The sequence below is a fragment of the Thermodesulfobium sp. genome, assembly GCF_053498235.1.
Window position 1 is genome coordinate 1 of record NZ_JBRCUV010000037.1, and the last position, 24030, is coordinate 24030.

The window sequence follows — 24030 nt, forward strand, 5'->3', positions numbered from 1 at the left end:
GAAGAAGTTATATTTACATATAAAGACGAAAGTAGACCAATTACAATTGAAAATAATATAAACACAACATACATAACATTACCAGCAAGACCTGAAAGATAAAGAATGCAGTTAGAAGTTCACCATTTCAGAAACTTCGAACACAAAACGTTCGATTTTCAAGAAAAAAATTTAATAATTGGAGAAAATGCAACAGGAAAAACAAACATACTAGACGCAATATACCTAACTCTTAGAGCTAGAACGAAAAACAATATACCAAATCAAAGCCTAATACAATTCTCAAGAGAAAATGCCCTTATAAAAAATAACATATATGGCAAGAGAATAGAAATGTTAATAAATAAAACAAACAAAACAATAAAGCTTAACGATAAAAAATTAAATTCTACTATTGTTTTATGGCATTATTTTAAAGTTTTTTATATAAATCACTTTGATTCTTTACTTTTATCTCAAGAACCAAAAAACAAGAGAAAATTTTTAGATGATGCTATTTTAAACGCAAATCCAGAAAAAATCAAATTATACAAGGATCTTAAAGCTTTAAATACGCAAAAAAATTACATTTTAAAACACAAAAAAGATAAAGAATTAATCAAAAGCTATGATATCAAGTTAACCCAATTATCTCAAGAAATATCAAATTTAAGAGAAAACGTATTGAATAATATAATTTTAAATACAAAAGAATTCCTTAAAGAAGAAGATATTAAAGTAAAATTTTATAAAACCCTAGAATCAAAGGAAATGGAAAATAAAGACATAATTGAAGAAAGAACAAAAAGAAATATAATCAATCCATCTAGGGATAATTTTTCAGTAAAAGTTAAAGACATAGATTCAACTTTCTTATCCACTGGTGAGATAAAGAAATTCTCGATGGCTCTTCACCTTGCCAAGATAAATATATTTAAAGAATATAACTGTATCTCTCTTTTTGATGAACTAGACTCCTTTTTTGATAAAGCAAATTTAGAATTACTCTCAAAATGGGTTCAAAAAATAAAGGGATATGTCTTTATCACGTCAAACTCAGATCTAGCCCTCGAAAACTTTAAGAAAATCTTTTTATAGGTGAGTTAACGTATGATAAAACTTGAAAACATAATCTTAAATCAATTACCAAAAAATTTAAAAGAATGTCTTATAACTGAAAAAAACTGGGAAGAAATAGTGGGCTTAAAACTGTCACAAATATCAAGACCAATAGGGTTAAATAATAGAACTCTTATTATTTCTACAAACCATCCTACAATAAGTAGAGAACTTTCGCTTTATTCAAATATAATTATTGATAGAATTAAAAAGAAATTAGATATAAATGTTGAAAAATTAAAATTTAAAACTTCAGACTATAAAGTAGATAAAAAAAGTAATACTGAGGATAAAGATAAAGAGACTCACCTAAAAATAGACTATCCAAATTACATTTTGGAGATTGAAAACAAAGATATCAGAGAAAAAATATTAAACATATACAAAACATTAAAAATAAGAAAAATAAAGTGCAACGAAGGAGATGAATAATTTTATGAAATATACCTCAAAGGATATTGTAGTTCTAGAGGGAATGGAAGCAGTAAGAAGAAGACCAGGAATGTATATTGGTTCAACCGGTATAAAGGGTCTCTTACATTTAGTATATGAAGTAATAGATAATTCTGTAGATGAATTCATGGCAGGATACTGTAAAAAAATTTCTGTTATAATACACAAATCAAATTACGTTACAATTGAAGACGATGGCAGAGGAATCCCTACAGATATACACGAACAAACAAATAAAAACGCACTAGAATTGGTTTTAACAACACTTCACGCCGGAGGAAAGTTTAATGATAAGGTATATAAGGTATCAGGAGGGTTACACGGCGTCGGAGTTTCGGTAGTAAACGCGCTTTCTGAAAGATTTATTGCAACAGTATATAGGGACGGAAAAATATTTGAACAAGAATTTTCAAGAGGCATACCAATATCAGAGTTAAAAATCATCGGAGAGAGCGATAAACATGGAACTAAAATAAAATTTTTGCCAGATAAAACAATTTTCAAAGATATAACTTGGGATGTAGATGAATTAAAGGCAAGATTTCAAGAAATTGTATTTCTCAACCAAGGTTTAGAAATAAACTTTCTAGATGAAAGAATAGGTGAAAGAGAAACCTTCTATGATGAAAGGGGTATACTGGGTTTTGTTGAATATTTAAATAAAAACTCAAAGCCCCTATACTCTCCTCCTATAGTTATACAGGGTGAGTATGATGAAGTATATGTAGATATAGCTCTACAACACGTTGATTCGACATATGAAAATATAATTTGCTTTGCTAACAACATTGCTACAAAAGAAGGCGGCTCTCATCTAACAGCTTTTAAAAACTCTTTAACTAAGTTAACAAATCAGTATGCAAAGGATAAAAAAATCCTTAAAGATGAAGAAAACTTCCAAGGAGAAGATGTTAGAAGCGGTTTAACGGCTGTAATATCAGTAAAACTAAAAGAACCGTTATTTGAGGGTCAAACAAAAACCAAACTTTCATCACCTGAGGCCAAAAATGCAGTTGAGAAACTCATGGAAAAATTTATCATAGAATTAGAATCTAAACCAGACGTTGCCAATATGATAATGAAGTCATCCCTAGCTGCAAAGGAAGCAAGAGAGGCTGCAAAAAAGGCAAGAGATATGGTCAGAAAGAAACACGATTTTACAACGGGCATCTCCCTACCAGGAAAACTTGCTCTTTGTTCCTCAAAAAAACCAGAAGAATGTGAATTGTTTATTGTAGAAGGAGATAGTGCGGGAGGTTCAGCAAAACAGGGAAGGGACAGAAGATTTCAAGCTATTCTTCCATTAAGAGGGAAAATACTTAATGTTGAGAAGGCCAACATAGATAAAATTTTAGCTAATCAAGAAATAAAGGCCCTTGCTGCTTCAATCGGTTTGTCATTTTATGAAGAAGATAAATCACCAACAGAGTGGATAAAAAATCTTAGATTTCATAAAATCATAATTATGACTGATGCAGATGTTGATGGTTCTCACATTAGAACACTTCTGTTAACTTTATTCTTTAGGTATTTTAGGCCACTAATTGAGATGGGAAAGGTGTTTATAGCACAACCACCTCTTTATATGGTTAGAAAAGGGAAGGAAAGAAGATATGCTATGAATGACGATGAATTAGGTAGTATACTTGCTGAAATAAAAAATCCTGATTCCATTCAAAGATTCAAAGGTTTGGGAGAAATGACTCCTACACAACTTTGGGATGTTGCAATGGATCCTAAAAAGAGAACAATTTTAAAGGTTTGTATAGAGGATGCAAGCGAAGCTAATAGAATTTTTGAAATTCTCATGGGAGATAACGTAGAATACAGGAAAGCATTTATTGAAAGATATGCCCGGGAGGTAAAGAATTTAGATGTCTGAGATCACAAGAATAGTAGAAGAGGAAATTAAAGATTCATATTTAGATTATGCAATGAGCGTAATAATAGGTAGAGCTATACCTGATATAAGAGATGGTTTAAAACCAGTTCAAAGAAGAATAATATATGCTATGAGTGAAATGGGAATGACATATGACAAACCACACAAAAAATGTGCAAGAGTAGTTGGCGAAGTTTTAGGAAAATTTCATCCTCATGGAGATACAGCAGTATATGATACCCTTGTTAGGATGGCTCAGGATTTTACTTACAGATACCCGTTAATTGACGGTCACGGCAACTTCGGATCTTTGGATGGTGATAGCGCAGCTGCAATGAGATATACAGAAGCAAGATTAGCAAAAATTTCAAATGCCCTTATTTCAGAGATGAGTTATAATATCGTTCCAATGCAGGATAACTTTGATGGTTCCTTAAAAGAACCAGAAGTATTACCTGCTAAATTTCCACAACTCCTAGCAAACGGTGCTTCTGGAATAGCAGTAGGTATGGCCACTTCTATTCCTCCACATAATTTGGGAGAACTTATTGATGCCCTTCTTTTAATTTTAAGAAATCCTCAAGTAGCTGAAGAAGAACTCTTAAAAGTGCTTCCAGGACCTGACTTTCCTACAGGAGGAATAATAGTAGGGAGAAACGGAATTAGAGAATACTTTCTAACGGGTAAGGGCAAGATCGTTTTAAGAGGTAAATATGAAATAGAAACTAGTCCTAAAAATAGCAAACTTGTTATTAAAGAAATACCGTATTCTGTAAATAAAGCTATTTTAGTTGAGAAAATAGATCAGCTTATCAAGGAAAAAAGGTTAGATGGAGTATCAGAAGTAAGAGATGAATCTGGTCGAGAAGGAATAAGAGTTGTTTTAGAACTAAAAAAGGGCGTAAACTTAGATAAAATTGTAAAAAAACTTTATAAGCACACTACATTACAAATAACCTTTGGTGTAATAATGCTTTCTTTAGTATCAGGCGTTCCTAAGGTTTTACCAATAAAAGATGTGCTACTTCACTTTCTTACGTTCAGAAAAGATATCCAAAGAAAAAGACTTGAAAAGGTACTTGAAGACTTAAAGAAAAGATTAGTACTTCTTGATGCCTTATCAAGGGCTTTAGAAAGGATAGACGAAGTAATTGAGATTATAAAGAAGTCACTCAATCCAGCAGAGGCAAAACAGACGTTATGTAAGTTTCTCCAAATAACTGAAGAGGGAGCACAAGGGATACTTGATTTAAGACTACAAAGACTAACCTCTTTAGAAAGAGAAAAAATTCTTAAAGATCTAGAAAAAACTTTATCAGAAATTAAAGAAACTGAATTTGCACTAAACGACGAAGAAAGGTTTTTAAAAATTTTAGAAGAAGAACTTATTGAAATAAAGTCAAACTTTGCTGATAAGAGAAGAACAGAGATCTCTTTAGATTTTGAAGAAGAAGACATTGTAGAAGAAGATATTCCAGAAGGCGAAGTTATTGTTACAATAAGTAAATTGGGTTTTATAAAGAGAATGAGAAAGGATGTTTTTGAAAGACAAAACAAAGGCGGAAAGGGTATCGATGGAATCCAAAAAAGTAGCGCAATTCAAGACAGAATCCAAGCTTCTATTGTTTTGTCAAATAGAGACAGAATATTATTTATATCTTCTAAAGGCAGAGCCTACACTCTTTTAGCATATAGTATTCCTGAGTTTTCAAGAACAGCAAGAGGTACAGGTATAGCAAATATCTTGCCGCTTTCAGAAGACGAAAAAATAAATTTTATGGTTCAAATAAAAGAGGATGAAGTAAAAAAGAACATAATACTAGCTACTTCAATGGGTTATTTAAAAAAAATTAAACTTCAAAATATAATTTCAAAAAGAAGAAATGGAGTAATTGCAATAAGATTAAATGATTCTGAATCTGTAGTTGGAGCCTGTATGGTATGCGATGATAAATTTTTGCTTTATTCTAGTAATGGATTTGCAACTCTGGTAAACCTTAAAGATTTAAGAAACATGAGTAATAATTCACACGGCGTCATCGGCATGAGACTATCTAAAGACGATAAACTTTTAGGTATAGTTCCTAATTCTCAGTATTTTATAGTAATTGATAAAGACGGCAACGGCAAAAAGGTTAGTGGTGATAATTTCACCAGTCATAAAAGAGGAACCAAAGGAGTTAGGGTATCTAAGACAAAACTTGCAACGATCTTGAACTATAAAGAGGGTATGGATTTAATTATATATACAGAGAAGGGTAAAGTTATAAGAATTGATATCGATTCTGTTAAGCAATTATCTAAAAATGCAAAGGGAATAAAGCTTCAAAAGTTAGATGGTACTGATAAAGTTTTGGATGCGACTATTGTTAGACCTAATACTGATCCGGTTGAAGATAATTTATGAATATTACTACAGTTAGTTTAGAAATAAAGTCACATATAAAACTATCTGAACTAGAACTTGCTAAGATTCTAGAGACAGAAGTAGAAACTTTAAGAAAGGCTTCTTTACACTTACTTGAAGTAGGAGGAAAAAGAATTAGGCCAACATTAGTTTTTTTAAGTGCACTTTGTGTTAATCAAGACATAGAAAAAGTTATAAAATATGCTGCTGTAGTTGAAGGTATACACCTTGCTACTCTTATTCACGACGATGTAATCGATGAGTCAAATGTAAGAAGAGGAATGCTAAGCGTAAACGGAAAATATGGTTTTAAGGTAGCAATTCTTTCTGGTGATTTTATTTTAGCAAAGATAACTCATTTTCTTTCATTATTGGAAAACAGAGAACCTCTAAGGCTTATGGCAGAAGTGATAATGCGTATGGCCGAAGGAGAAGTTATGCAGCAAGAAGATCTTTTTAAAATAGTCCCAATAGAAAGGTATATTGTAAGATGTACAAATAAAACTGCTAAATTAATTAGTTCATCAGCATTTCTAGGGAGTATTGATGTTATTGAGAAAAGAGATATCTTCGCTGAATTTGGATTAAATTTGGGAATAGCTTTTCAAATTATTGATGATATATTGGATTTTACTGGAGAGATGAAAAAGTTAGGCAAAGTTCCAGGTTCGGATTTAAAATCAGGGGTAGTTACTCTACCTGTTCTGCTCCTTTCTAAAAAGAGAAAGGAGGTAAAAATGCTTTTAGAAGAAAAATTTGAAGATGGAATCAATAAAATTATAGAAATGGTAAAAAACGAAAGTGTACTAAAAGAGAGTTTTAATTTTGCAAGATATTATTCAAATCGTGCAATTGAATGTTTGAAAGAGCTAAAGATTAATAATGTTTACACAAGAACTCTTATGGATTATGTAAAAATGCTTGAAGAGAGAGTATCTTAATTTGCCCGAAGAAATAATTGAGAAGATTAACAACCTAAATGAATTTTACAAACCTGGAACTAAAATTGACGTATTTTTAATACTTAGGTCTGTAGGCAAAGAAGACTTAGACGGGCCCTATGCCTCCTTGATTTCTTTTTTAGACAACAACGAAGTACTGTGGATAGAAACTCCAATGAAACAGGGATATCCTCTTATACTAACTTCAGGAGATTTAGTATTAATTAACATTAAAAAAGGAAAGATAATATATCAGTTTCAGGGCTTAATTCTGGAAAGAAAAAGAGAACCAAATACGAATCTTTTCCTTTTTGCGCTAAATGCAGCCAAAGAAGTTAAAAAAATAGAAAGGAGACAGTTTTTCAGGTTACCTGTAGTGTTAGACGTGAAGCTAACAATTAAAAAAGATATTAAAGACAAAGATTCTATAAATTTTAAGGGTAAAACAAAGGATCTTTCAGGCGGTGGGGTGAAGGTTGTCTTTAAATTGAGTGATTACAAAGAAATCATCAAATTGATAAAGGAAGAAAATTTAGTTTTTATTGAATTTGAAATTGATAAAAAGAAGAAAATAAATCAAAAAATCAAATTTGTCAATTCGTATACAGATAATGAATCAAAAATTGGTTTTATATCTTTTTGTTTTGAAAATATACCTCGGGGAGTCCAAGATTCAATTATTAGATTTCTTTTTGCTAAGCAAAGAGAGATGAAGCAAAAGGGGATAGAGTTTAATGACTAATATTTTAAATTTTGAACTTTATTTGTTAAACTTAAATAAATAGACTAAAAAACTTTGAAAGGATAAATGATTTGTTTATTTCTATTCTTACTTTAATAAGGATAAAAGATGTTAAATGAAAAGTATCTTTGGTCAAAGTATAGAAATAACCCAAACCAAGAAAATAGAAATTTACTTGCTCTTAATTATCTTCCGTTAGTAAAAAGAGTTGCTGCAAAGATATACACAAGTATACAGGGAAAAGTAGAGTTTGAAGAACTCTTAAATTATGGCATTTTTGGTCTATTAACTTCGATTGAAAGATTTGAGGAATTTCGTAATCTTAAATTTGAAACCTTTGCTACCCATAGAATTAGAGGAGCTATACTTGATGGTTTAAGACAAATCGATCCGTTGAAAAGGGGGACTCGCTCAAAGGTAAAAAAGATAGACAAGGCAATCAGCGATTTAAAGTCATCACTTGGCAGAGAGCCAAACGATAAGGATATTGCTGATTATTTAAATATAACTCAAGAAGAGTTGTTAGATTGGTATGCTGAAATAGATGCCCCATCAATTTTTCAAAATGATGCCTCTAACTCAGAAAAATCTTATATTGACCTATCAATGGCTATTGAGTCCCTAGACGAGAGAGAAAAACAAATTATAGATCTGTATTATTATGAAGACCTTTCTTTGGATGAGATTGCAAAAATTTTAAATATATCAATTTCAAGAGTATCGCAAATTCATGGTAAGGCTCTCATAAAACTAAAATCTCATTTAGAGGGGGACAAATGAATATAGATCTAGATCTTTCCATTGATAAAATGCTTGCTACAATTTGTATTAGGTTACAAGAAGGCGAAGCTCTACCAACTGTTGAAGAACTAAAGCAATATCTTGCAAAGGGTGGAATAAACTACGGCATAGATGAAAAAGCCTTAGAGCAAGCTATAAAAAATCCTGGGTCAATTATAGCAGTGGCTAAAGGAGAAAGTCCTACTGAACCAATAGACGGGGTGGTTGAGTACAAATTTCCTTTAAAGACAGAAATAAAACCTAAAGAAGATAAGAGTGGAAATGTAGACTACTTTGATTTAGGATTTGTTTTTAATGTAAAGGCGGGAGATCTGCTTGCTACAAAAACTCCTCCAGTAGAGGGGAAACCTGGACATGATGTGACTGGAAAAGTTTTGATGCCAAAGAAGCCATTTAATCCAAAGTTTGTAGCTGGCAAGGGGGCGAAATTATCCGAAGATGGGTTGTCTATATTTGCAGAAGTTGCAGGAACGCCTAGACTTATAGATGGAAGGGTCGTAGTTTTACAAACTCTTGACGTTGATAAAGATGTAGATTTTGCAACTGGAAATATTGTATTCAACGGCTCTGTTAACATAAGAGGAAGCGTTTTGTCTGGATTTTCTGTTGAGGCAGATGGAGACGTTATAATAGCTGGGATAGTTGAAGAGGCTACTGTTAAGGCAAAGGGTAATGTAATAATAAGATCGGGCTTTGAAGGTGGAGCAAAGGGTCTCCTTCAGGCTGGAAAGTCGGTGAACGTCAAGTTCGTTCATAATGGCAAAGTTTTTGCAGGTGAGGACGTTTTAATTGAATCAGAAGCATTTTTTTCAAGAATTACTGCTGGCAATAAGATTATTATGCAAGGTAGAAATTCTCAAATAACTGGTGGAAACGTAGAGGCGGGTATGGAAATTAGATGTAGAGCTATAGGTTCTTATAAACACACAAAAACATTAGTAAGTGCCGGAGTAGTTCCAGGTTTAAGGGAAAAGCTAGAGGGAGTGACGAATAGAATAAAGTCAATTGAGGCACAAATAAAAAAAGCAAAAGAGTTGGAAGAGAAGTTTCTCTACTTAAAAAAAAGGCAAAAGGAAAATTTTCCTCAAGCTCAAGCTGAAGCTCTTGAAAATGTGCAAAAAACTATAGAATCTTACATAAACCAGAAGGAATCATTGCAAAAGGTTAAAGAGGAGATAATTAAAACAAAAGAAGAAAGAAAAGGTGGGAGGATAATTTCAGATATAATATATCCAGGGGTAGTTGTGACGATTGCAGATATATCACAGGAAATAAAAGAAGAAATAAGAGGTGCAAATGTTAGAATTGAAGAAGGAGAGTTAAAGTTTTATTAAATGAAGTGGGTATTAATTGTGGGACTTTTAATAATTGTTATTGTTGGTGTGGTTGCTGGCTTGTATTTTAGCGGCACTGTGAAATTTCCTTTCTTACCGTCACGAGAATCTAAGGCAACTCAAATTGAGAGTACTAGCGTTGCACAAAATCAAATTCCACAACAAACTTCAACACCAATCCAAACAGTAAGTGCAACACAAAATAACACTGGAAACAACACTTCAATTAACAATAGTCAAAAAAACATTATTCAATCTGCTGCAGAGAAAGTAAAACAGCAAGAAACTTTGAAGTTACAAAGAGAGGCAAAGGTTTTGTCCAATATGGATCCATCTGATGCTGCAAAGATTATAGAGAATATGGACGAAAATCAAGCTGCAAAGATACTCAGCTATATGAATAGTAAAGAGACATCAGATATACTTTCTGAGCTCACATCAAGCAATCCAAAGAAGGCTACAAGACTTTTAAATATGATGGGGGCGTCACCTGGTGGCTAAAAAAAAGAAAGGATCAAGTGAAAGTGGGGGTGGTGCAGGCCATGACAGTGCTGGTGGAATGAGATGGCTTCTGACCTACTCAGACATGATAACTCTCTTAATGGCCTTTTTTATCCTGTTATTCTCTATGGCTACAATCAATGCATCGAAGTTTGCTGCAACAGCGCAAGCTCTAAGAGAGGCGTTTGGAGGATATACAATTCTTGATAGGGGTTCTTCGGTTATAGGAGAACCAGGTTCAACTACTCAAAGTGCTCCAGTAGTGCCCGATTCTGCATTAAAAGCACAGGAGGCTTCTTTAAAGATAGCAGAGATTTTGAGGCAATCGTTAAATCCAGAACAATTTTCAGTTATTCAAACTGAAAGGGGTTACTTAATTTCTATCTTAACTGACAAGATTCTTTTTGATTCTGGAAAAGCCAATCTAAAACCTGATGCCTTTCCACTCCTTACTAAAATTGCAGCTGTTCTAAAAAAGATCGACAATGAAGTATATATTGAAGGGCATACTGACAACGTTCCAATTCATACAGTAGAATTCCCATCCAATTGGGAGCTTTCAGCTGCAAGAGCTGCATCTGTAGCAAAATATTTTATAGAGCAGGGTATATCTCCTTCAAGGTTAGTGATAGCGGGCTACGCAGATACCAGGCCTGTAGCGTCAAACGATACCCCTCAAGGTAGACAAAAAAATAGAAGAATTGATATCCTTATAACAAAGAAATAAAGAAATTTGATAACAGGAGGAAAAAGGTGAAGTTATTTTCAAACAAAAAGATGTTAATAATATTAGTTATTTTAGTTATATTAGGTGGAGGAATTGGTTTTTACATTGCAAACATGCTTATGCCGAAACCTGCTCCAAAAGAAAAACACGAGCCTATCTTTTTTACTTACCCTTTACAGGAATTTGTGGTTAACACTAAAGACGGAAGATTTCTAAAAGCTAGTATTGTTTTAGAACTAAACGAAGAGATACCTCTTAAAAGTGAAGCTGCTGCGGCAGAAGGTAAAAAGGTTGTCTTAGAACCAAAAGCTAAGCCAATTTTGGATGCTCTAACTCCTGAACTAAGAAATGCTGCTATAATTATATTGTCAAGCCAGACGTATCAAGATTTAATAACCTCTCAAGGTAAAGAAAGGCTTAGACAGCTACTATTTCAGAAATTTAACCAGATTGTTGGACGTGACATTGTAAAGAATGTTTACTTTACAAACCTTGTTATGCAATAATATTTTACTTGAAAAATTATAAAGGGGTGTAATTATGGCAAGGATATTAATTACTGATGATGCTACTTTTATGAGGAAGATGTTAAAGGATATCTTAACAAAAAATGGTCATGAGGTGGTTGGAGAAGGAACAAACGGCTTAGAGGCTTTAGAAAAATACAAGGAGCTCAAGCCAGATCTAACTTTATTAGATATTACTATGCCTGAAAGAGATGGTCTTTGGGCGCTCAAAGAAATTAAGGCATTTGACCCTAATGCTAAGATTATCATGGTTTCTGCAATGGGTCAGCAAGCTATTGTAATTGAAGCTATACAATCAGGAGCAAGGGATTTTGTCGTTAAACCTTTCCAACCAGATAGGGTATTAGAGGCTGTGAGGAAGGCTCTTTCCTAAATTGATTAAGTTAAACGTTCGTCCTTTTAATACATTTGTACTGTTTTTTTTAGCAACAATTCTTTTTTGTAGTAGTGCCTTTGCAGCCTCAAAGGACATTAAAGGCCCTCTCCCCCCCTTTTTTCAGGATAATAATTCTGTATTTAATATAAAATTTGAAGATAACACCCCTAAAGATGTATATTCCTTTAACGTTAAAGACAAGCAGAGCAATACGTCTCCTAAAAGCGATAGCAGAGTAAAAGATGTTGTCTCTACTCATGAAACTGTTAAGGATCTAGCTGTAAACGGATCAAATTCAATTCAAAATTTTAATAATTTTCTAACTCAAGAGAGTCAACCTTCTAACGCGTTACCACCTGAAAGTAACAATAATAAAATTCTAACAGATACGACAAACAGCAAAAATTTGATAAATACTGTAAACACCGAATCAAATGAAAAAAATTCATCATCTCTAAAGGATCCCTTCTTAGCAACGCCCTCTTCAACAAAAGATCAACCAAATGAAACTAAGTTAGATATTATGGGATATCTAACAAGGTTTTTTGTATTTTTGGTCTTGTTAGTTTTAATACCTATGTTGATTATTAAGAAAATAAAAGGAAAGTTTAACGCTACCTATTATATGCCAAAGTCCTCTAATAGTTTTATCCGTGTTATCGACAGAGTTGTGCTTTCATATTCTGAGTTATTAATAGTTGAAGTTATGGATAAATATTTCCTTCTTTCCATATCTAAAAACGGTGAAATAAAATTATTAAAAGAATTTGATACTATAGGTATCTTTCCTGAAGGAGAAAATTCTGAAAAAAAGCTTGTAAAAAGCAGTTTTTTAGAAGTTCTAAGAAGATTTAGACAAGAAGTAAAACAGCTAAAATAAAAGTTGACAGTGAAGAAGTGTTTTTTCCTATCATTTTTAATTGTTGGGCTAATTTTACTTAACTTTAATAGCTTTGCTAGTGCAGCTCCAAACATTAATATCGATCTAGGTGCTAATTCTCCAAACGAAATTGCCAATTCCCTAAAGGTCTTGTTCATTCTTACGATCCTTGCTTTTGCACCTTTACTTATTTTAATGACTACCTCTTTCTTGAGACTAATAATAGTTTTTGGTTTCTTGAGAAATGCTCTCGGAATTCAACAAATAATTCCTGGTCAAATTATAATTGGGCTTTCCTTGTTTTTAACGCTTTTTATAATGACCCCCATTATCCAAAAGATTGAACAAAGCGCGTATATTCCATATCAAAAAGGTCAAATTACTTTTCAAGACGCAATCGAGAAAGGATACATACCTCTTAGAGATTTTATGCTTCATAATACTAGAAAGAGCGATTTAAACCTTATGATAGAACTTTCTAGATCTCCAAGACCTAATTCTATAAATGATATTCCACCGACTGTTGTTATAAGCTCATTTGTATTGAGCGAACTAAAGACATCCTTTATAATCGGAATAGTAATATATTTACCATTTATAATAATTGATCTTGCAGTTGCAAGCATATTGATGTCTATGGGCATGATGATGATCCCGCCTGTAATGATCTCTTTGCCCTTAAAAATACTCCTTTTTGTTTTGGCCGATGGTTGGTCACTTTTAGTAAAAAGTTTGATTGCAAGTTTTACACTTTAGGAGGTTTAAGTGTCTAGAATAAGACTATTCCTTGTTGAAGATTCACTGGTTATAAGATCAATCCTAAAAAGGATGCTTCTTGAGGAAACCGATATAGAGGTAGTCGGAGAGGCTAGCAAGGTAAAGGATGCTATAGATGGAATAAATTCTTTAAATCCAGATGTGGTGACCCTTGATGTAATATTACAAGATGGTTCTGGACTTGATGTTCTAAAGAAGTTTTCAGATAGTAAAATTCCCTTTATAATGCTTAGTTCTTTGACAACTGAGGGAGCTCAAGTAACAATTGATGCGCTTAACTACGGTGCGTTTGATTATGTTGCTAAGATTAACCCGCCGCTTGGGATTGTGTCTATTAAGGAAGAACTCTTGAAAAAGATTAGGGCAGCTTATCTTGTAAAGGGTAAGATAAGAGTAAAGTCATGTATCGAGTGCCTGCCGTCAAAAAAGGCAATTGCGAAAGTAGAGAAAAGAGTTGCAAACAAAGCAGTTGCAATAATTGCATCTACAGGAGCACCGCCTCAAATTAGAAAGGTTGTATCAGAATTAGATCCTGTTTTTGATGCATCTTTAATAATAGTTCAACATATGCCTGTTGGTTTTACAAAGCTCTTTGCAGATAGTCTTAACACAATTAGTCCATTTTCTATAGTCGAAGCCGAAGATGGGCAAATGCTCCTAACTAATACTGGGATTGTAGCAAAGGGTGGATATCACCTAAGAGTAAAAAGTGACAAATCAATATATTTAGATGATAAAACTCAAGCTTATTTTGGTTTAAGGCCAGCGGGAGATATGACTCTTGAAACGCTTGCTCCACTTTTTAAGGAAAAACTCTTGGTAGTTATTATGACTGGGATGGGATCAGATGGTACAAATGGAGCAAAAGTTGTTAAGACCTTTGGCGGAAAGGTATATGCTGAAGATGAGTCATCTTGCGTTGTTTATGGGATGCCAGGTGCAATTATACGTTCAAATTTGCAAGATAGAATAGTAAGTTTGTCCGATATACCCAATGCTATAATGGAGTTTGTTAAAAATTATTAAAATCAAGAGACGAGGTAAAAGGTGGACGATCAAAAAGATTATAAAGAATTTACCGAAGAGATATTTAGATTAACAAACATCCCTTTACACTTATACAGGGAAAACCAAGTACGAAGAAGAGTGACTCTATGGATGAGCTTTTTAGGCATAAAGACTTTTAAAGAATATTTGAATTATCTTAAATCAACTCCAAAAGCAATGGATGAGTTTAAGAAGAAATTTACTATTAACGTTTCTGAGTTTTTTAGAAATCCAGAACTTTTTGAGGAGTTGCGAAAGTACATACCCAATTTAGCAAAAAATACTGATATGTTAAGAGTTTACAGCGCAGGCTGTTCTGTCGGAGCTGAAGCTTATACTGTTGCAATTATACTTGAAGAATATTTTAAGGACATAAATTATCACATCTGGGGTTTAGATATTGATGAGGAGGCTCTTGAGAAAGCAAAATTGGGAGTTTATACTCAAGATTTTTTTAAAAGTGCAAAGAGAGAGTTGATTGATAAATACTTTAATAAGCTATCAGAAAACGAATATCAGATTAAAGATAAAATAAAAGAACACACAACCTTTTTAAAAGGCGATTTAATTTTAGGCAAACCACCGAGATCGGATTTTGATATTGTGCTTTGTAGAAATGTGGTAATATATTTTGATGAAGAGGCGAAGGAGAAGGTATACACAAATCTAAGCAATAGTCTTAAAACAGGGGGAATTCTTTTTGTGGGAGCTACGGAAAGAATTTTCAATGCAAGAAGGTTTTCCCTGGAATATGTTTCGTCATTTATATACAGAAAGGTCTGAGGAGGTTCCATGGGATACGAAAGGCTTGAGGCTGACCACTTAGATGCTTTAAAGGAATTAGGCAATATTGGGGCGGGGAATGCTATTACTGCTCTTTCTACTTTTTTAAATACTGAAATAAATATGGAGGTTGTTGAGGCAAAGCTTGCAACTTTTAATGAAGCTGCCAACATATTCGGTAGTCCGGAGACTGAAGTAGCGGGTGTTTATTTGGCAATTTCAGGTGATCTAAAGGGACACGTTCTATACCTTTGGCCAGTACAGAGCGCGAAGTCAATAGCGGGTATGCTTATGGGAATGAATCCAGAAGAGCTAGAATTTGATGAAATGACGATGTCTGCAATTTCTGAGATAGGAAACATTATGTCTGGTTCTTATATAACTGCTCTTTCAACATTTACGGGTATGACGTTTGAACTTAGTCCTCCTGCAGTGGCCGTTGATATGAATGGAGCACTATTAGATGGGATCATATCCCTGACTGCTGTAGGTGACAAAGTTTTAATCATACAAACAAGTATGGTTGCGTATGGTATAAGAATAGCTGGCGTTTTAGTCGTCTTGTTTGAACCAGACTCTTTATTAAAACTTTTAGAGTCAATCGGAATGGGTGTTTAATATGGCTGAATACTTTTGTGGTATGGGAGAATGGGCTGTGGGTCAAGCTGGAGATGTACTTTGTGCGAGAGGCCTTGGTTCTTGTATAGGTCTTGTTCTTATCGACAACAAAAAACGCATGGCTGCTATGGCTCATGTTATGCTTCCATCTTCAAATGGCAAGGTAGATATGCCTGCTAAATATGCAGATACAGCAGTTGTGTTTCTTTTAGAACAGCTAAAGAAAAACGGTTCTAGCATGGATATTAGTTGTAAAATGGCAGGTGGATCAAAGATGTTTAACGTCTCTGAATCTTCTCTTCTTGATATAGGTAGAAGGAACGCTGAAGCCTTAGAGAAATCCTTAAAAGAGGCGGGAATTAACCTTGTAGCTAAAGATGTAGGGGGAAGTTTTGCCAGAACAGTAATTTTTGATGTTATGAAAAGAAAATTTTTGGTTAAAACAATTGGTCGAGGTGAGGTAGAGATCTGATGAGTCAAGGGCTTGTTCTCGATCTTTCAAGGAACGCAATGCTGATTTTACTTTTAATAACAGCACCAGTTTTACTTGTTGCTTTATTTATCGGTCTTTTTTTGGGGATATTTCAGGCTGCTACACAGCTACAGGACATCACCATATCGTTTGTGCCAAAGCTCTTAGCAGTTATAATTGTACTATTTTTGTTAGGGCCTTTTACGCTAAACGTTCTAACAAATTACGTAATAAGATTATACCAAGATATTCCTAATATCATAAAATGAACGATATATCCCTCTTTTGGGATATAATAATGCGTTCTTTAATGCCAGTACTCAGATTTTCTGGCTTTTTCGCTGTTGCTCCATTCTTTAATACCCAGGTAATACCCGTTAGAGTTAAGGTATTATTAATTTTGATCCTTTCAATGCTTATCTCGATAAACATGAAGATAAACGTTCCAGATAATCCTATAGTTTTTATATTTTCTTCAATTTCTGAGGTCATAATAGGAATGTGGATAGGCTTTATTTTTTACCTGTTTTTATGGATTCTCGAATTTGCGGGGGGCTTTTTTGATATGCAGTCAGGAATGGGTATGGCTGCATTCTATGACCCCCAAATGGGCTCTGAGACATCAGTTTACGGTAACTTCTTTACATTGTTGGGACTTTTAATATTCTTAATTGGTAATTTTCACTACCTTCTTTTAAAGATATTTGTCGAAAGCTATTACGTGTTACCTGTGGGACAATTTATTAAATCAGGACCTTCTTACCAATTGCTAATGACAACTCTAATATGGACGATGACAGCAGGCCTGCAGTTGGCCTTGCCCGTAGTACTAATTTTGTTTCTAATAGACTTAAGTTTGGGAATTATGGCTAGAACTGCACCTCAATTAAACGTTTTATTACTTGGGCTTCCTTTGAAGATCCTAATAACCAGTGTAGTAATAACAATATTTTTAGGTTTCGCTTTACCTTTTATAAACCAGTGTTTTAACTACATGAATAGCGTTTCAATGGAGTTAATCAATGCCCTTCGATGAAGGAGACAGAACAGAACCGGCTACAGAAAGGCGGCGAAGAGAAGCCAGAAAAATGGGGCAGGTTGCTAAATCTCAAGAATTGTCGAGTATTTTGGTTTTTTTTGGAAGTTATGTTGTATTGCAATTCTTTTTAATTATAGGCTTTAACAATTGGTTCAACGTTTGGAGAAAGTTTTTCTCTTTTGATAGCCTTGACTTAAGTCTTCAGTATCAAAATTTTATAGTTGCTTTCTTAGTCCTTACAATTCCCCCAGTAATAGGGGCTTTTTTTATGGCAATTTTTTCAAATATACTACAAGTTGGTTTTGTAATAACCCCGCAGGTTTTGATCCCAAAGTTTTCCAATCTTGATATCACAAAGTATTTTAAAAGGTTGCTATCCTTTAGGGGTTTTGTAGATCAGGTTTTAAAACCGTCAATAAAAATACTTATTCTTGTATATATACTAATTTCTTCTTTATTAGAAGTCTTTTTAAAAATTCTTAATCTAAGTTTTATAGACATTCATAAAGGTTTTAAAATAGTATTAGATATTGTTTCTTCAATACTTGTAAAAACAATGGTAGTATTGTTCTTTTTTGCCTTGGTTGATTACCTTTTTCAAAGATGGCAATATGAAAAGAGTATAAGAATGAGTAAGCAGGAACTTAAGGAAGAATTTAAGACAACAGAGGGTGATCCTTTAATAAAGGCCAGAATAAAGAGATTACAAAGTGAGTTGGCAAGAAGAAGGATGATGCAGGAGGTTCCAAAGGCTGATGTTATCATTACCAACCCTACTCACGTAGCAGTTGCTATTTTTTATGATCCAGAAAAATTTAAGGCACCTAAAGTTGTAGCAAAGGGGATGGGATTAGTGGCTGAAAAGATTATGGAAATAGCTAAAGAAAACAATGTTCCCTTGGTAAGAAATGAAATGTTAGCCAGAGCACTATTTAAAGAGGTAGAAGTTAATTTTGAAATTCCAGAAAAATTTTATAAAGCTGTTGCAAGCATTTTAGCAACGGTGTATAAGAAGAAAAAGAAGGTGATTTAATTTAAAAAAAGAGTTGTGGCTTTAAAATATGATAAATCAAAGGGCCCCCCAAAAGTTGTTGCAAAGGGGCAAGATGAGCTTGCTGAGAGAATTATAAATTTGGCAAGATTAAATAAAGTGCCAGAAATAAAAGATCCTAAACTTTTAGCAGAACTGTATAAAGTTAATGTTGGTGACGATATACCAGTAGGACTATATGAAGCAGTTGCAAAAATAATTGCAAAGATCTACTTATTAAAAGGCAAAAAGAATATTGACCAGTGAGTCATACATGCAATGATTTGATGATATACTTAAAAATATCAATAGTTAGGGGTGATCAGAGTGATTAGTTCTATTGATATGCAAGGGGTACTTATGCAAATAACTGAATCAGGAAGGGCGCAGCTTGCCAATCCTGGTTCAAGAGTGGATGCTGCTCAGCAATCAATGGCTATTCAATTTCAAAAGATCCTGGAAGAGAATAGAAATAAAGTAAAAAAAACAGAAGAGACAGAAAAGGCTTCGGCAGTTAAAAGGGTGTCTCACAGACAAACAAAAGGAGAACACGATAAGAACAATAAAGGTTTAAATGTGGTGATTTGAGGTGGAAGTGATAATCTTATTATTTCAAATAATAGTTTTAGGAATTTCCATTTTTTTCTTGTATAGCAGAGAAATGAAGTTAAGGGACATCTATTCGAAACTTCCATCTGAAAGCGAGATTTTGGAACTTGAAAGTGAAATGAGAGAAATACTTTATGAACTTAAGGATTCATTAAGAAAGGTAAAAAGTTCTGAGGCAGATAAATCTAAGGTAAAAGCACATGAAATAAAAGAAGATGATAATAACCAAGAAGATTTCGTTAATAGTGATGTTGATAGTAAAAATAATCAGCCTAAATCTTTGGAGCAAAATGGAGTATACGACAGCGTAATAGAACTTTTCTATAAAGGTTTGTCTGAAGTTGAAATTTCGAAGAAACTTAATCTCCCACGGGGGAAGGTAGACCTTATTTTGAGCTTAGAGAAACTTAAAAAAAGACTTTAAAGGAGGCTTTTAACTTTGGAAAAAAACAGTTTAACTTCTGATGTTTATGAGATTCAGCTTGTAGTTTTTAAATTAGCCAACGAATTTTATGGTATTGAAATATCTTCTGTTCAGGAAATAATTAAGATTCAAGACATTACGAGAGTACCGAAGGCACCGGCTTTTGTAGAAGGTGTTATAAATCTTAGGGGTAAAATAGTACCAATTATAGACTTAAGGAAAAGGTTTGAATTGGGTCAAACTGAGCGCACAAAAGATACTAGGGTTATAGTTGTAGAAACCTCAGGGAATATAGTAGGGTTTATTGTTGATCTTGTTACTGAAATTTTAAGGTTTTCTTCTGATTCTCTTGAACCACCCCCACCCATTTTCTCTGGAATCGATGCAGAATATATAAAGGGCGTTGCGAAGGTCGATGAAAGGCTTATCGTTTTATTGGATATTAATTTGATCTTTAAGGGAGAGGAAGAAGAAAGCTTAAAGATGTTAGAGGCAGGCAAGTAGGAGGGGAATATGGATATTGATATAAATGAATATAGATCAATTTTTTTAGAGGAAACAAAAGAGCTCATTGATCAGTTTGAAAAATCACTTTTAGAGCTAGAAAAGGATCCGAATAACACAAACGCTATACAGTCGCTTTTTAGGGCTGCTCATACCATAAAGGGTTCATCTGCTTCCCTTGGTTTTGATTCCCTTTCCAAATTTACTCACAGCCTTGAAAATCTTATGGATATGGTAAGGAACTCAAAAATTCCTCTAAATCAAAATATTATAGATATACTTTTTAAAGGCCTTGATTACATACAAGAGGCTATTGATGATATAGAAAGTGGTCATAATGGCGACATAGATTCATCTGAGCTTCTGCAGTTGATAGAAAAAGCAAAAACTTCTCCGTCTGAATTAAGCGTTTTACCTGATGTTTCTAAAATAGAAAAAAACGTTTCGCGCTCTTTGGAAGAGCTAAATGATATTGAGACTGGAGTTATAAATGAAGCATTTATTAAAGGACTAAATGTTTTTGTTGTAAAGTTTTCGTTAGCACAGGGATGCCAGATGAAATATCCAAGGGCGTATATGGTTTTAAAGTCTCTTGAGCAACTTGGAGAGGTATTTAAAACAGTACCTGAAGTTACTGATATTGAACAGGAAAAGTTTGGTCTGGATCTTGTTTACTATATAGTAACTAAATCAAGCGAAGAAGAGGTAAAGAACGTTGTACAAAGCATTGCAGAAATTGAGATGGTAGAGGTAATACCATATGAATCAACTAGAACAGAACAGATACAAAAGGTATCTCAAGAAAGCATTGAAAAAGACGATAAGAGTGAAATAAAAGTTAAGGCTGATTTTAAAAAAAGCCAGACCATTAGAATTAGCGTTGAAAGACTTGATAATTTGATGAACCTTGTGGGGGAACTTGTTATAGATAGAACTAGGCTTATAAAGATTAGTGAGGATGTAGAAGAAGCCCTATCTGGATCTGATTCGGTAACTTCGCTTGCCGAGGTTACTACCCATATGGGCAGGACAATTAATTTGCTTCAAGATGAAATACTAAGAACCAGAATGCTTCCTGTTTCACACATATTTGAAAGGTTTCCACGATTGGTTAGAGATCTATCACATCAATTGAATAAGCAAATAGACTTCATTGTTTCTGGCGAAGAGACAGAATTAGATAAATCTATAATTGATGAGATCGGTGAGCCTCTTGTTCATCTTATTAGAAACTCACTTGATCACGGAATTGAGCCTCCAGAAGAAAGGAAGTCAAAAGGTAAACCCGAAAAAGGAAAACTTATGTTATCTGCAAAACAGGAAGAGGGATACGTTGTTATTCAAATTGAAGACGATGGAAGAGGATTAGATCCAGACAAAATTAGAGAAAAAGCAAGAAAGAAAGATATAGTGTCGCCGAATATCCTTGAGCAGATGGACGATCAGGCTCTATTTGAACTTCTTTTCTTGCCAGGCTTTTCTACAGCAGATAAGGTTTCAGAGGTTTCGGGTAGAGGAGTCGGACTTGATGTTGTAAAGTCTGTAGTTGAAAGATTAAATGGTTCTGTATCCTTAAGCAGCAAATTAGGAGAATATACGCGCTTTACACTGAAATTTCCTCTTACACTTGCCATCATTCAGGCCTTGCTCGTTAAGGTTGGTAAGGAAGTTTATGCCCTACCATTAAACGTAGTTTTAGAAACAAGATTTTTGGAAGAAGAAGAGGTAAAATCTATACAGTCTCAACAGGTAACCTTGTTTAGAGGTGAAGTTTTGCCAGTTTTAAGGCTTGCAGATATATTTGAAACTCCTGGAAGGGAGAATTTTCAGGACAATTTTCTTGTAGTAGTTTCTACCTCTGATAAAAATGTTGTACTTTCTGTAAGCGATCTAATCGGGAATTCAGAGGTTGTTATCAAGCCTCTTGGCTATATTGTCAATAAGGTGAAAGGTTTCTTTGGGGCAACTATATTGGGAGATGGTAGGGTAGCGTTGATTGTAGATACTGTTTCTTTGATGAGTGCGGTGAAAGAGAAAAACTTCATGAAGGTGGGTTAGAAATGATAGATCTTTCTAAAAAAGCAGAAGAGAACATGAAACAAATTTTGGAGAGGGTATCTGATATACCCCCTTTGCCGCACATAGTAATAGAAGCCTTAAATATAATAAAAGACCCAAAATCTACTGCGGTGAACCTAGCTAGTGTTATAAGCCAGGACCAGGCTCTTACAGCAAGAGTTTTGAGACTCTCAAATGCTGCCTATTTTGGATATGCAAGACGGATAAAGACTGTTACAGAAGCAATTGTAATACTGGGTTTTGGGGTTGTTGAAAATATCCTCTATGCAGCAGCGCTACATGCACACCTATCCAAAGAGGTTGAAGGTTACGAACTTCAAAAGGGAGCCCTTTGGGAACATTCAATGTCTGTGGCAATTGGTGCGAAGACATTGGCAAAGTTGATTAAGTATCCTAAGCCAGAAGAGCCCTTTACTGCGGGTATACTCCACGATATAGGCAAAACCATTATTGGCAAATTTGTTCAGAAAGAGTTTGTGATTATAAACGAACTAGTGGAAGAGGGGAAGTCTTTCCAAGAGGCTGAAATAGCTGTTCTTGGTTTTGACCATGCATATCTGGGTGGCAAAGTAGCAGAAAAATGGAATCTACCTCCAATGTTGGTTGAAGCTATAGCTCATCACCACAGTCCGATGGATGCTAAAGAATATCTAGATATAGTATGTATTGTGCATATTGCTGATGCGGTTGCTCTTATGAGCGGGCAAGGCATTGGCGCAGATGGACTTTTATATAGATTAGAACCAAAGGCTATGGAAACTTTAAATATTAAAGAAGAAGATCTTGAAAAAATCTACTCTCAAGTAGTTCAGGCGTTTATAGACCATAGGCAGCTTTTGGAGTTAGACTGATGATAATTAACGACCCTGTTTTTAAAATACTTGGTTTTGGTCTTTCAGGCGCATATAAAAGAAACGAGGTTCTTGCTCAAAATATTGCTAATGCCGATACTCCGGGATATAAATCCTACGATGTTAATTTTATGTCCGAACTAAAAAAAATCCTTCAAGAAGAACAAGATAATTTACCCTTAAAAGTGACTAACCCTTTGCACATAAAAAACACCCCCACTCTCAGCGAAAACTTTAAAGTAATAAAGAGAAATGAGGGCGTATATACAAATGGCAACGACGTTGATCCAGAGAGAGAGAATGCAATGCTTCTAGATAATGCCCTTTATTATGAATCATTGCTTGGTAGTATATCTAAAGAGTTTACGATCTGGATGAACGTGGTATCAGAAGGCAAAAAGTAGTTCAGATAGTTATATTATTTAGAATATAATTAGCTTTAAGATACTGATGGAGGTTAAGATGAAAAGGGTAACTCAGAAACACGGACTTGATATTTCAAGTTTGATATCTAGCTCTGGCTCATTTAAAGAGAATTATAAGGCTGATTTCAAAAGCGTTTTGAAGGAGACTGAGAATAAAAAAAATTTAACCGCTTCTTCTGGCTCAAAATTTAGTGGTCTAATATCTTCTTCGGGTGCTGTCTTCTCTTCAGAAATCAGTTCATCTGTTGCTCAGATGCCATCTGCTAACCAAAATTGTGATAAAGATGAAGTAAATCAGATAGCTTATAGTGACTGGGAAAAAGAGCTTCCAGATATAGCAAATGAATATGGCATAAAGCCAAGTCTACTAAAGGCGATAGTTTTAGCTGAATCTAACGGGAACCCAAATGCTGTTTCGCCCGATGGGGCAATAGGGTTAGGCCAACTTATGCCTTCTACTGCAAGAAGTTTGGGTGTAGAAAACCCCTTTGATCCAATAGAGAATCTTAGAGGGACAGCAAGATATTTTTCGAATCTCTTAAAAACCTTTAAAAATGTTGATTTAGCGCTTGCTGCATACAATGCGGGTCCTGGCTCTGTTGAAAGGTTTAACGGTATACCTCCATATTCTGAAACCATTAATTATATTAGACGCGTTAAGAGTTTAATGGTTTCGGTTTCAGTTTAAATTTGTTCAGGTCAT

General features: G+C 34.1%; 29 protein-coding genes. All 29 read left to right on the top strand.

All coding sequences use genetic code 11. The annotated features are described in order from the left end of the window. Positions 1-105: 105 nt before the first annotated feature. The 29 genes from ACWIUX_RS04795 to ACWIUX_RS04935 all read left to right on the top strand — a co-directional run bounded on the left by ACWIUX_RS04795 (position 106) and on the right by ACWIUX_RS04935 (position 24015). Positions 106-1077, top strand: coding sequence for a DUF2813 domain-containing protein (locus ACWIUX_RS04795; protein ID WP_448589589.1), 972 nt, complete (start codon positions 106-108; stop codon positions 1075-1077). A 12-nt stretch (positions 1078-1089) separates the two neighbouring features. Next, on the top strand, positions 1090-1530 hold the full coding sequence (locus ACWIUX_RS04800; RefSeq protein WP_448589590.1) for a DciA family protein: 441 nt from the start codon (positions 1090-1092) through the stop codon (positions 1528-1530). After that, entirely contained in the window at positions 1523-3433 is a 1911-nt protein-coding gene (locus ACWIUX_RS04805; protein WP_448589591.1) for a DNA gyrase subunit B, read from the top strand. Before ACWIUX_RS04800 ends, ACWIUX_RS04805 begins: the two co-directional genes overlap by 8 nt. After that, positions 3426-5840, top strand: a complete 2415-nt coding sequence (gyrA, locus tag ACWIUX_RS04810; protein WP_448589592.1) for a DNA topoisomerase (ATP-hydrolyzing) subunit A — start codon at positions 3426-3428, stop codon at positions 5838-5840. The genes ACWIUX_RS04805 and gyrA overlap by 8 nt, the downstream gene beginning before the upstream one ends. Further along, positions 5837-6781 (top strand): polyprenyl synthetase family protein, encoded by a 945-nt coding sequence (locus tag ACWIUX_RS04815; RefSeq protein ID WP_448589593.1) that lies wholly within the window; start codon positions 5837-5839, stop codon positions 6779-6781. Before gyrA ends, ACWIUX_RS04815 begins: the two co-directional genes overlap by 4 nt. Before the next feature lies 1 nt (position 6782). Continuing rightward, positions 6783-7523 (top strand): flagellar brake protein, encoded by a 741-nt coding sequence (locus ACWIUX_RS04820; protein WP_448589594.1) that lies wholly within the window; start codon positions 6783-6785, stop codon positions 7521-7523. Between the two features lie 108 nt (positions 7524-7631). Beyond that, complete coding sequence (locus ACWIUX_RS04825) at positions 7632-8303, top strand: sigma-70 family RNA polymerase sigma factor (protein WP_448589595.1); 672 nt, start codon at positions 7632-7634, stop codon at positions 8301-8303. Then, on the top strand, positions 8300-9658 hold the full coding sequence (locus ACWIUX_RS04830; RefSeq protein WP_448589596.1) for a FapA family protein: 1359 nt from the start codon (positions 8300-8302) through the stop codon (positions 9656-9658). Before ACWIUX_RS04825 ends, ACWIUX_RS04830 begins: the two co-directional genes overlap by 4 nt. An 18-nt stretch (positions 9659-9676) precedes the next feature. Further along, positions 9677-10159, top strand: coding sequence for a MotE family protein (locus tag ACWIUX_RS04835; RefSeq protein ID WP_448589597.1), 483 nt, complete (start codon positions 9677-9679; stop codon positions 10157-10159). Next, the gene (locus ACWIUX_RS04840) at positions 10152-10886 is read left to right on the top strand and encodes an OmpA family protein (RefSeq protein ID WP_448589598.1); all 735 of its coding nucleotides are present in this window, start codon (positions 10152-10154) and stop codon (positions 10884-10886) included. Before ACWIUX_RS04835 ends, ACWIUX_RS04840 begins: the two co-directional genes overlap by 8 nt. A gap of 26 nt (positions 10887-10912) precedes the next feature. Next, entirely contained in the window at positions 10913-11392 is a 480-nt protein-coding gene (locus ACWIUX_RS04845) for a flagellar basal body-associated FliL family protein (RefSeq protein WP_448589599.1), read from the top strand. A 34-nt stretch (positions 11393-11426) separates the two neighbouring features. Further along, positions 11427-11786, top strand: coding sequence for a response regulator (locus ACWIUX_RS04850; RefSeq protein ID WP_448589600.1), 360 nt, complete (start codon positions 11427-11429; stop codon positions 11784-11786). A 1-nt stretch (position 11787) separates the two neighbouring features. After that, complete coding sequence (locus ACWIUX_RS04855) at positions 11788-12669, top strand: flagellar biosynthetic protein FliO (protein WP_448589601.1); 882 nt, start codon at positions 11788-11790, stop codon at positions 12667-12669. A 9-nt stretch (positions 12670-12678) separates the two neighbouring features. Next, positions 12679-13425 (top strand): flagellar type III secretion system pore protein FliP, encoded by a 747-nt coding sequence (gene fliP / locus ACWIUX_RS04860; RefSeq protein WP_448589602.1) that lies wholly within the window; start codon positions 12679-12681, stop codon positions 13423-13425. A 9-nt stretch (positions 13426-13434) separates the two neighbouring features. Next, complete coding sequence (gene cheB, locus ACWIUX_RS04865; RefSeq protein ID WP_448589603.1) at positions 13435-14472, top strand: chemotaxis-specific protein-glutamate methyltransferase CheB; 1038 nt, start codon at positions 13435-13437, stop codon at positions 14470-14472. 21 nt (positions 14473-14493) lie between these two features. After that, positions 14494-15276, top strand: a complete 783-nt coding sequence (locus ACWIUX_RS04870) for a CheR family methyltransferase (protein ID WP_448589604.1) — start codon at positions 14494-14496, stop codon at positions 15274-15276. 9 nt (positions 15277-15285) lie between these two features. Beyond that, positions 15286-15894: a chemotaxis protein CheC gene (locus ACWIUX_RS04875; protein WP_448589605.1), complete on the top strand. Its 609-nt coding sequence runs from the start codon at positions 15286-15288 to the stop codon at positions 15892-15894. Between the two features lies 1 nt (position 15895). Next, positions 15896-16366, top strand: coding sequence for a chemotaxis protein CheD (locus ACWIUX_RS04880; RefSeq protein WP_448589606.1), 471 nt, complete (start codon positions 15896-15898; stop codon positions 16364-16366). Further along, the gene (locus ACWIUX_RS04885; protein WP_448589607.1) at positions 16366-16635 is read left to right on the top strand and encodes a flagellar biosynthetic protein FliQ; all 270 of its coding nucleotides are present in this window, start codon (positions 16366-16368) and stop codon (positions 16633-16635) included. Before ACWIUX_RS04880 ends, ACWIUX_RS04885 begins: the two co-directional genes overlap by 1 nt. A 29-nt stretch (positions 16636-16664) precedes the next feature. After that, positions 16665-17402 (top strand): flagellar biosynthetic protein FliR, encoded by a 738-nt coding sequence (gene fliR / locus ACWIUX_RS04890; protein ID WP_448589608.1) that lies wholly within the window; start codon positions 16665-16667, stop codon positions 17400-17402. After that, positions 17389-18438, top strand: a complete 1050-nt coding sequence (gene flhB / locus ACWIUX_RS04895; RefSeq protein WP_448589609.1) for a flagellar biosynthesis protein FlhB — start codon at positions 17389-17391, stop codon at positions 18436-18438. The genes fliR and flhB overlap by 14 nt, the downstream gene beginning before the upstream one ends. A gap of 15 nt (positions 18439-18453) precedes the next feature. Beyond that, complete coding sequence (locus ACWIUX_RS04900) at positions 18454-18702, top strand: EscU/YscU/HrcU family type III secretion system export apparatus switch protein (RefSeq protein ID WP_448589610.1); 249 nt, start codon at positions 18454-18456, stop codon at positions 18700-18702. A gap of 60 nt (positions 18703-18762) precedes the next feature. Continuing rightward, positions 18763-19023: a hypothetical protein gene (locus ACWIUX_RS04905; RefSeq protein WP_448589611.1), complete on the top strand. Its 261-nt coding sequence runs from the start codon at positions 18763-18765 to the stop codon at positions 19021-19023. A gap of 7 nt (positions 19024-19030) precedes the next feature. Next, complete coding sequence (locus ACWIUX_RS04910) at positions 19031-19468, top strand: DUF6115 domain-containing protein (RefSeq protein ID WP_448589612.1); 438 nt, start codon at positions 19031-19033, stop codon at positions 19466-19468. 15 nt (positions 19469-19483) lie between these two features. Continuing rightward, on the top strand, positions 19484-19972 hold the full coding sequence (locus tag ACWIUX_RS04915; protein WP_448589613.1) for a chemotaxis protein CheW: 489 nt from the start codon (positions 19484-19486) through the stop codon (positions 19970-19972). 9 nt (positions 19973-19981) lie between these two features. Continuing rightward, positions 19982-22030, top strand: a complete 2049-nt coding sequence (locus ACWIUX_RS04920) for a chemotaxis protein CheW (RefSeq protein ID WP_448589614.1) — start codon at positions 19982-19984, stop codon at positions 22028-22030. A gap of 2 nt (positions 22031-22032) precedes the next feature. Beyond that, the gene (locus ACWIUX_RS04925; protein WP_448589615.1) at positions 22033-22902 is read left to right on the top strand and encodes an HDOD domain-containing protein; all 870 of its coding nucleotides are present in this window, start codon (positions 22033-22035) and stop codon (positions 22900-22902) included. Further along, positions 22902-23306 carry a flagellar basal body rod protein FlgB gene (flgB, locus tag ACWIUX_RS04930; protein ID WP_448589616.1) on the top strand — a complete coding sequence of 135 codons (405 nt, stop codon included), beginning with the start codon at positions 22902-22904 and terminating at the stop codon, positions 23304-23306. Before ACWIUX_RS04925 ends, flgB begins: the two co-directional genes overlap by 1 nt. A gap of 58 nt (positions 23307-23364) precedes the next feature. Continuing rightward, positions 23365-24015 (top strand): lytic transglycosylase domain-containing protein, encoded by a 651-nt coding sequence (locus tag ACWIUX_RS04935; protein WP_448589617.1) that lies wholly within the window; start codon positions 23365-23367, stop codon positions 24013-24015. Positions 24016-24030: the final 15 nt, after the last annotated feature.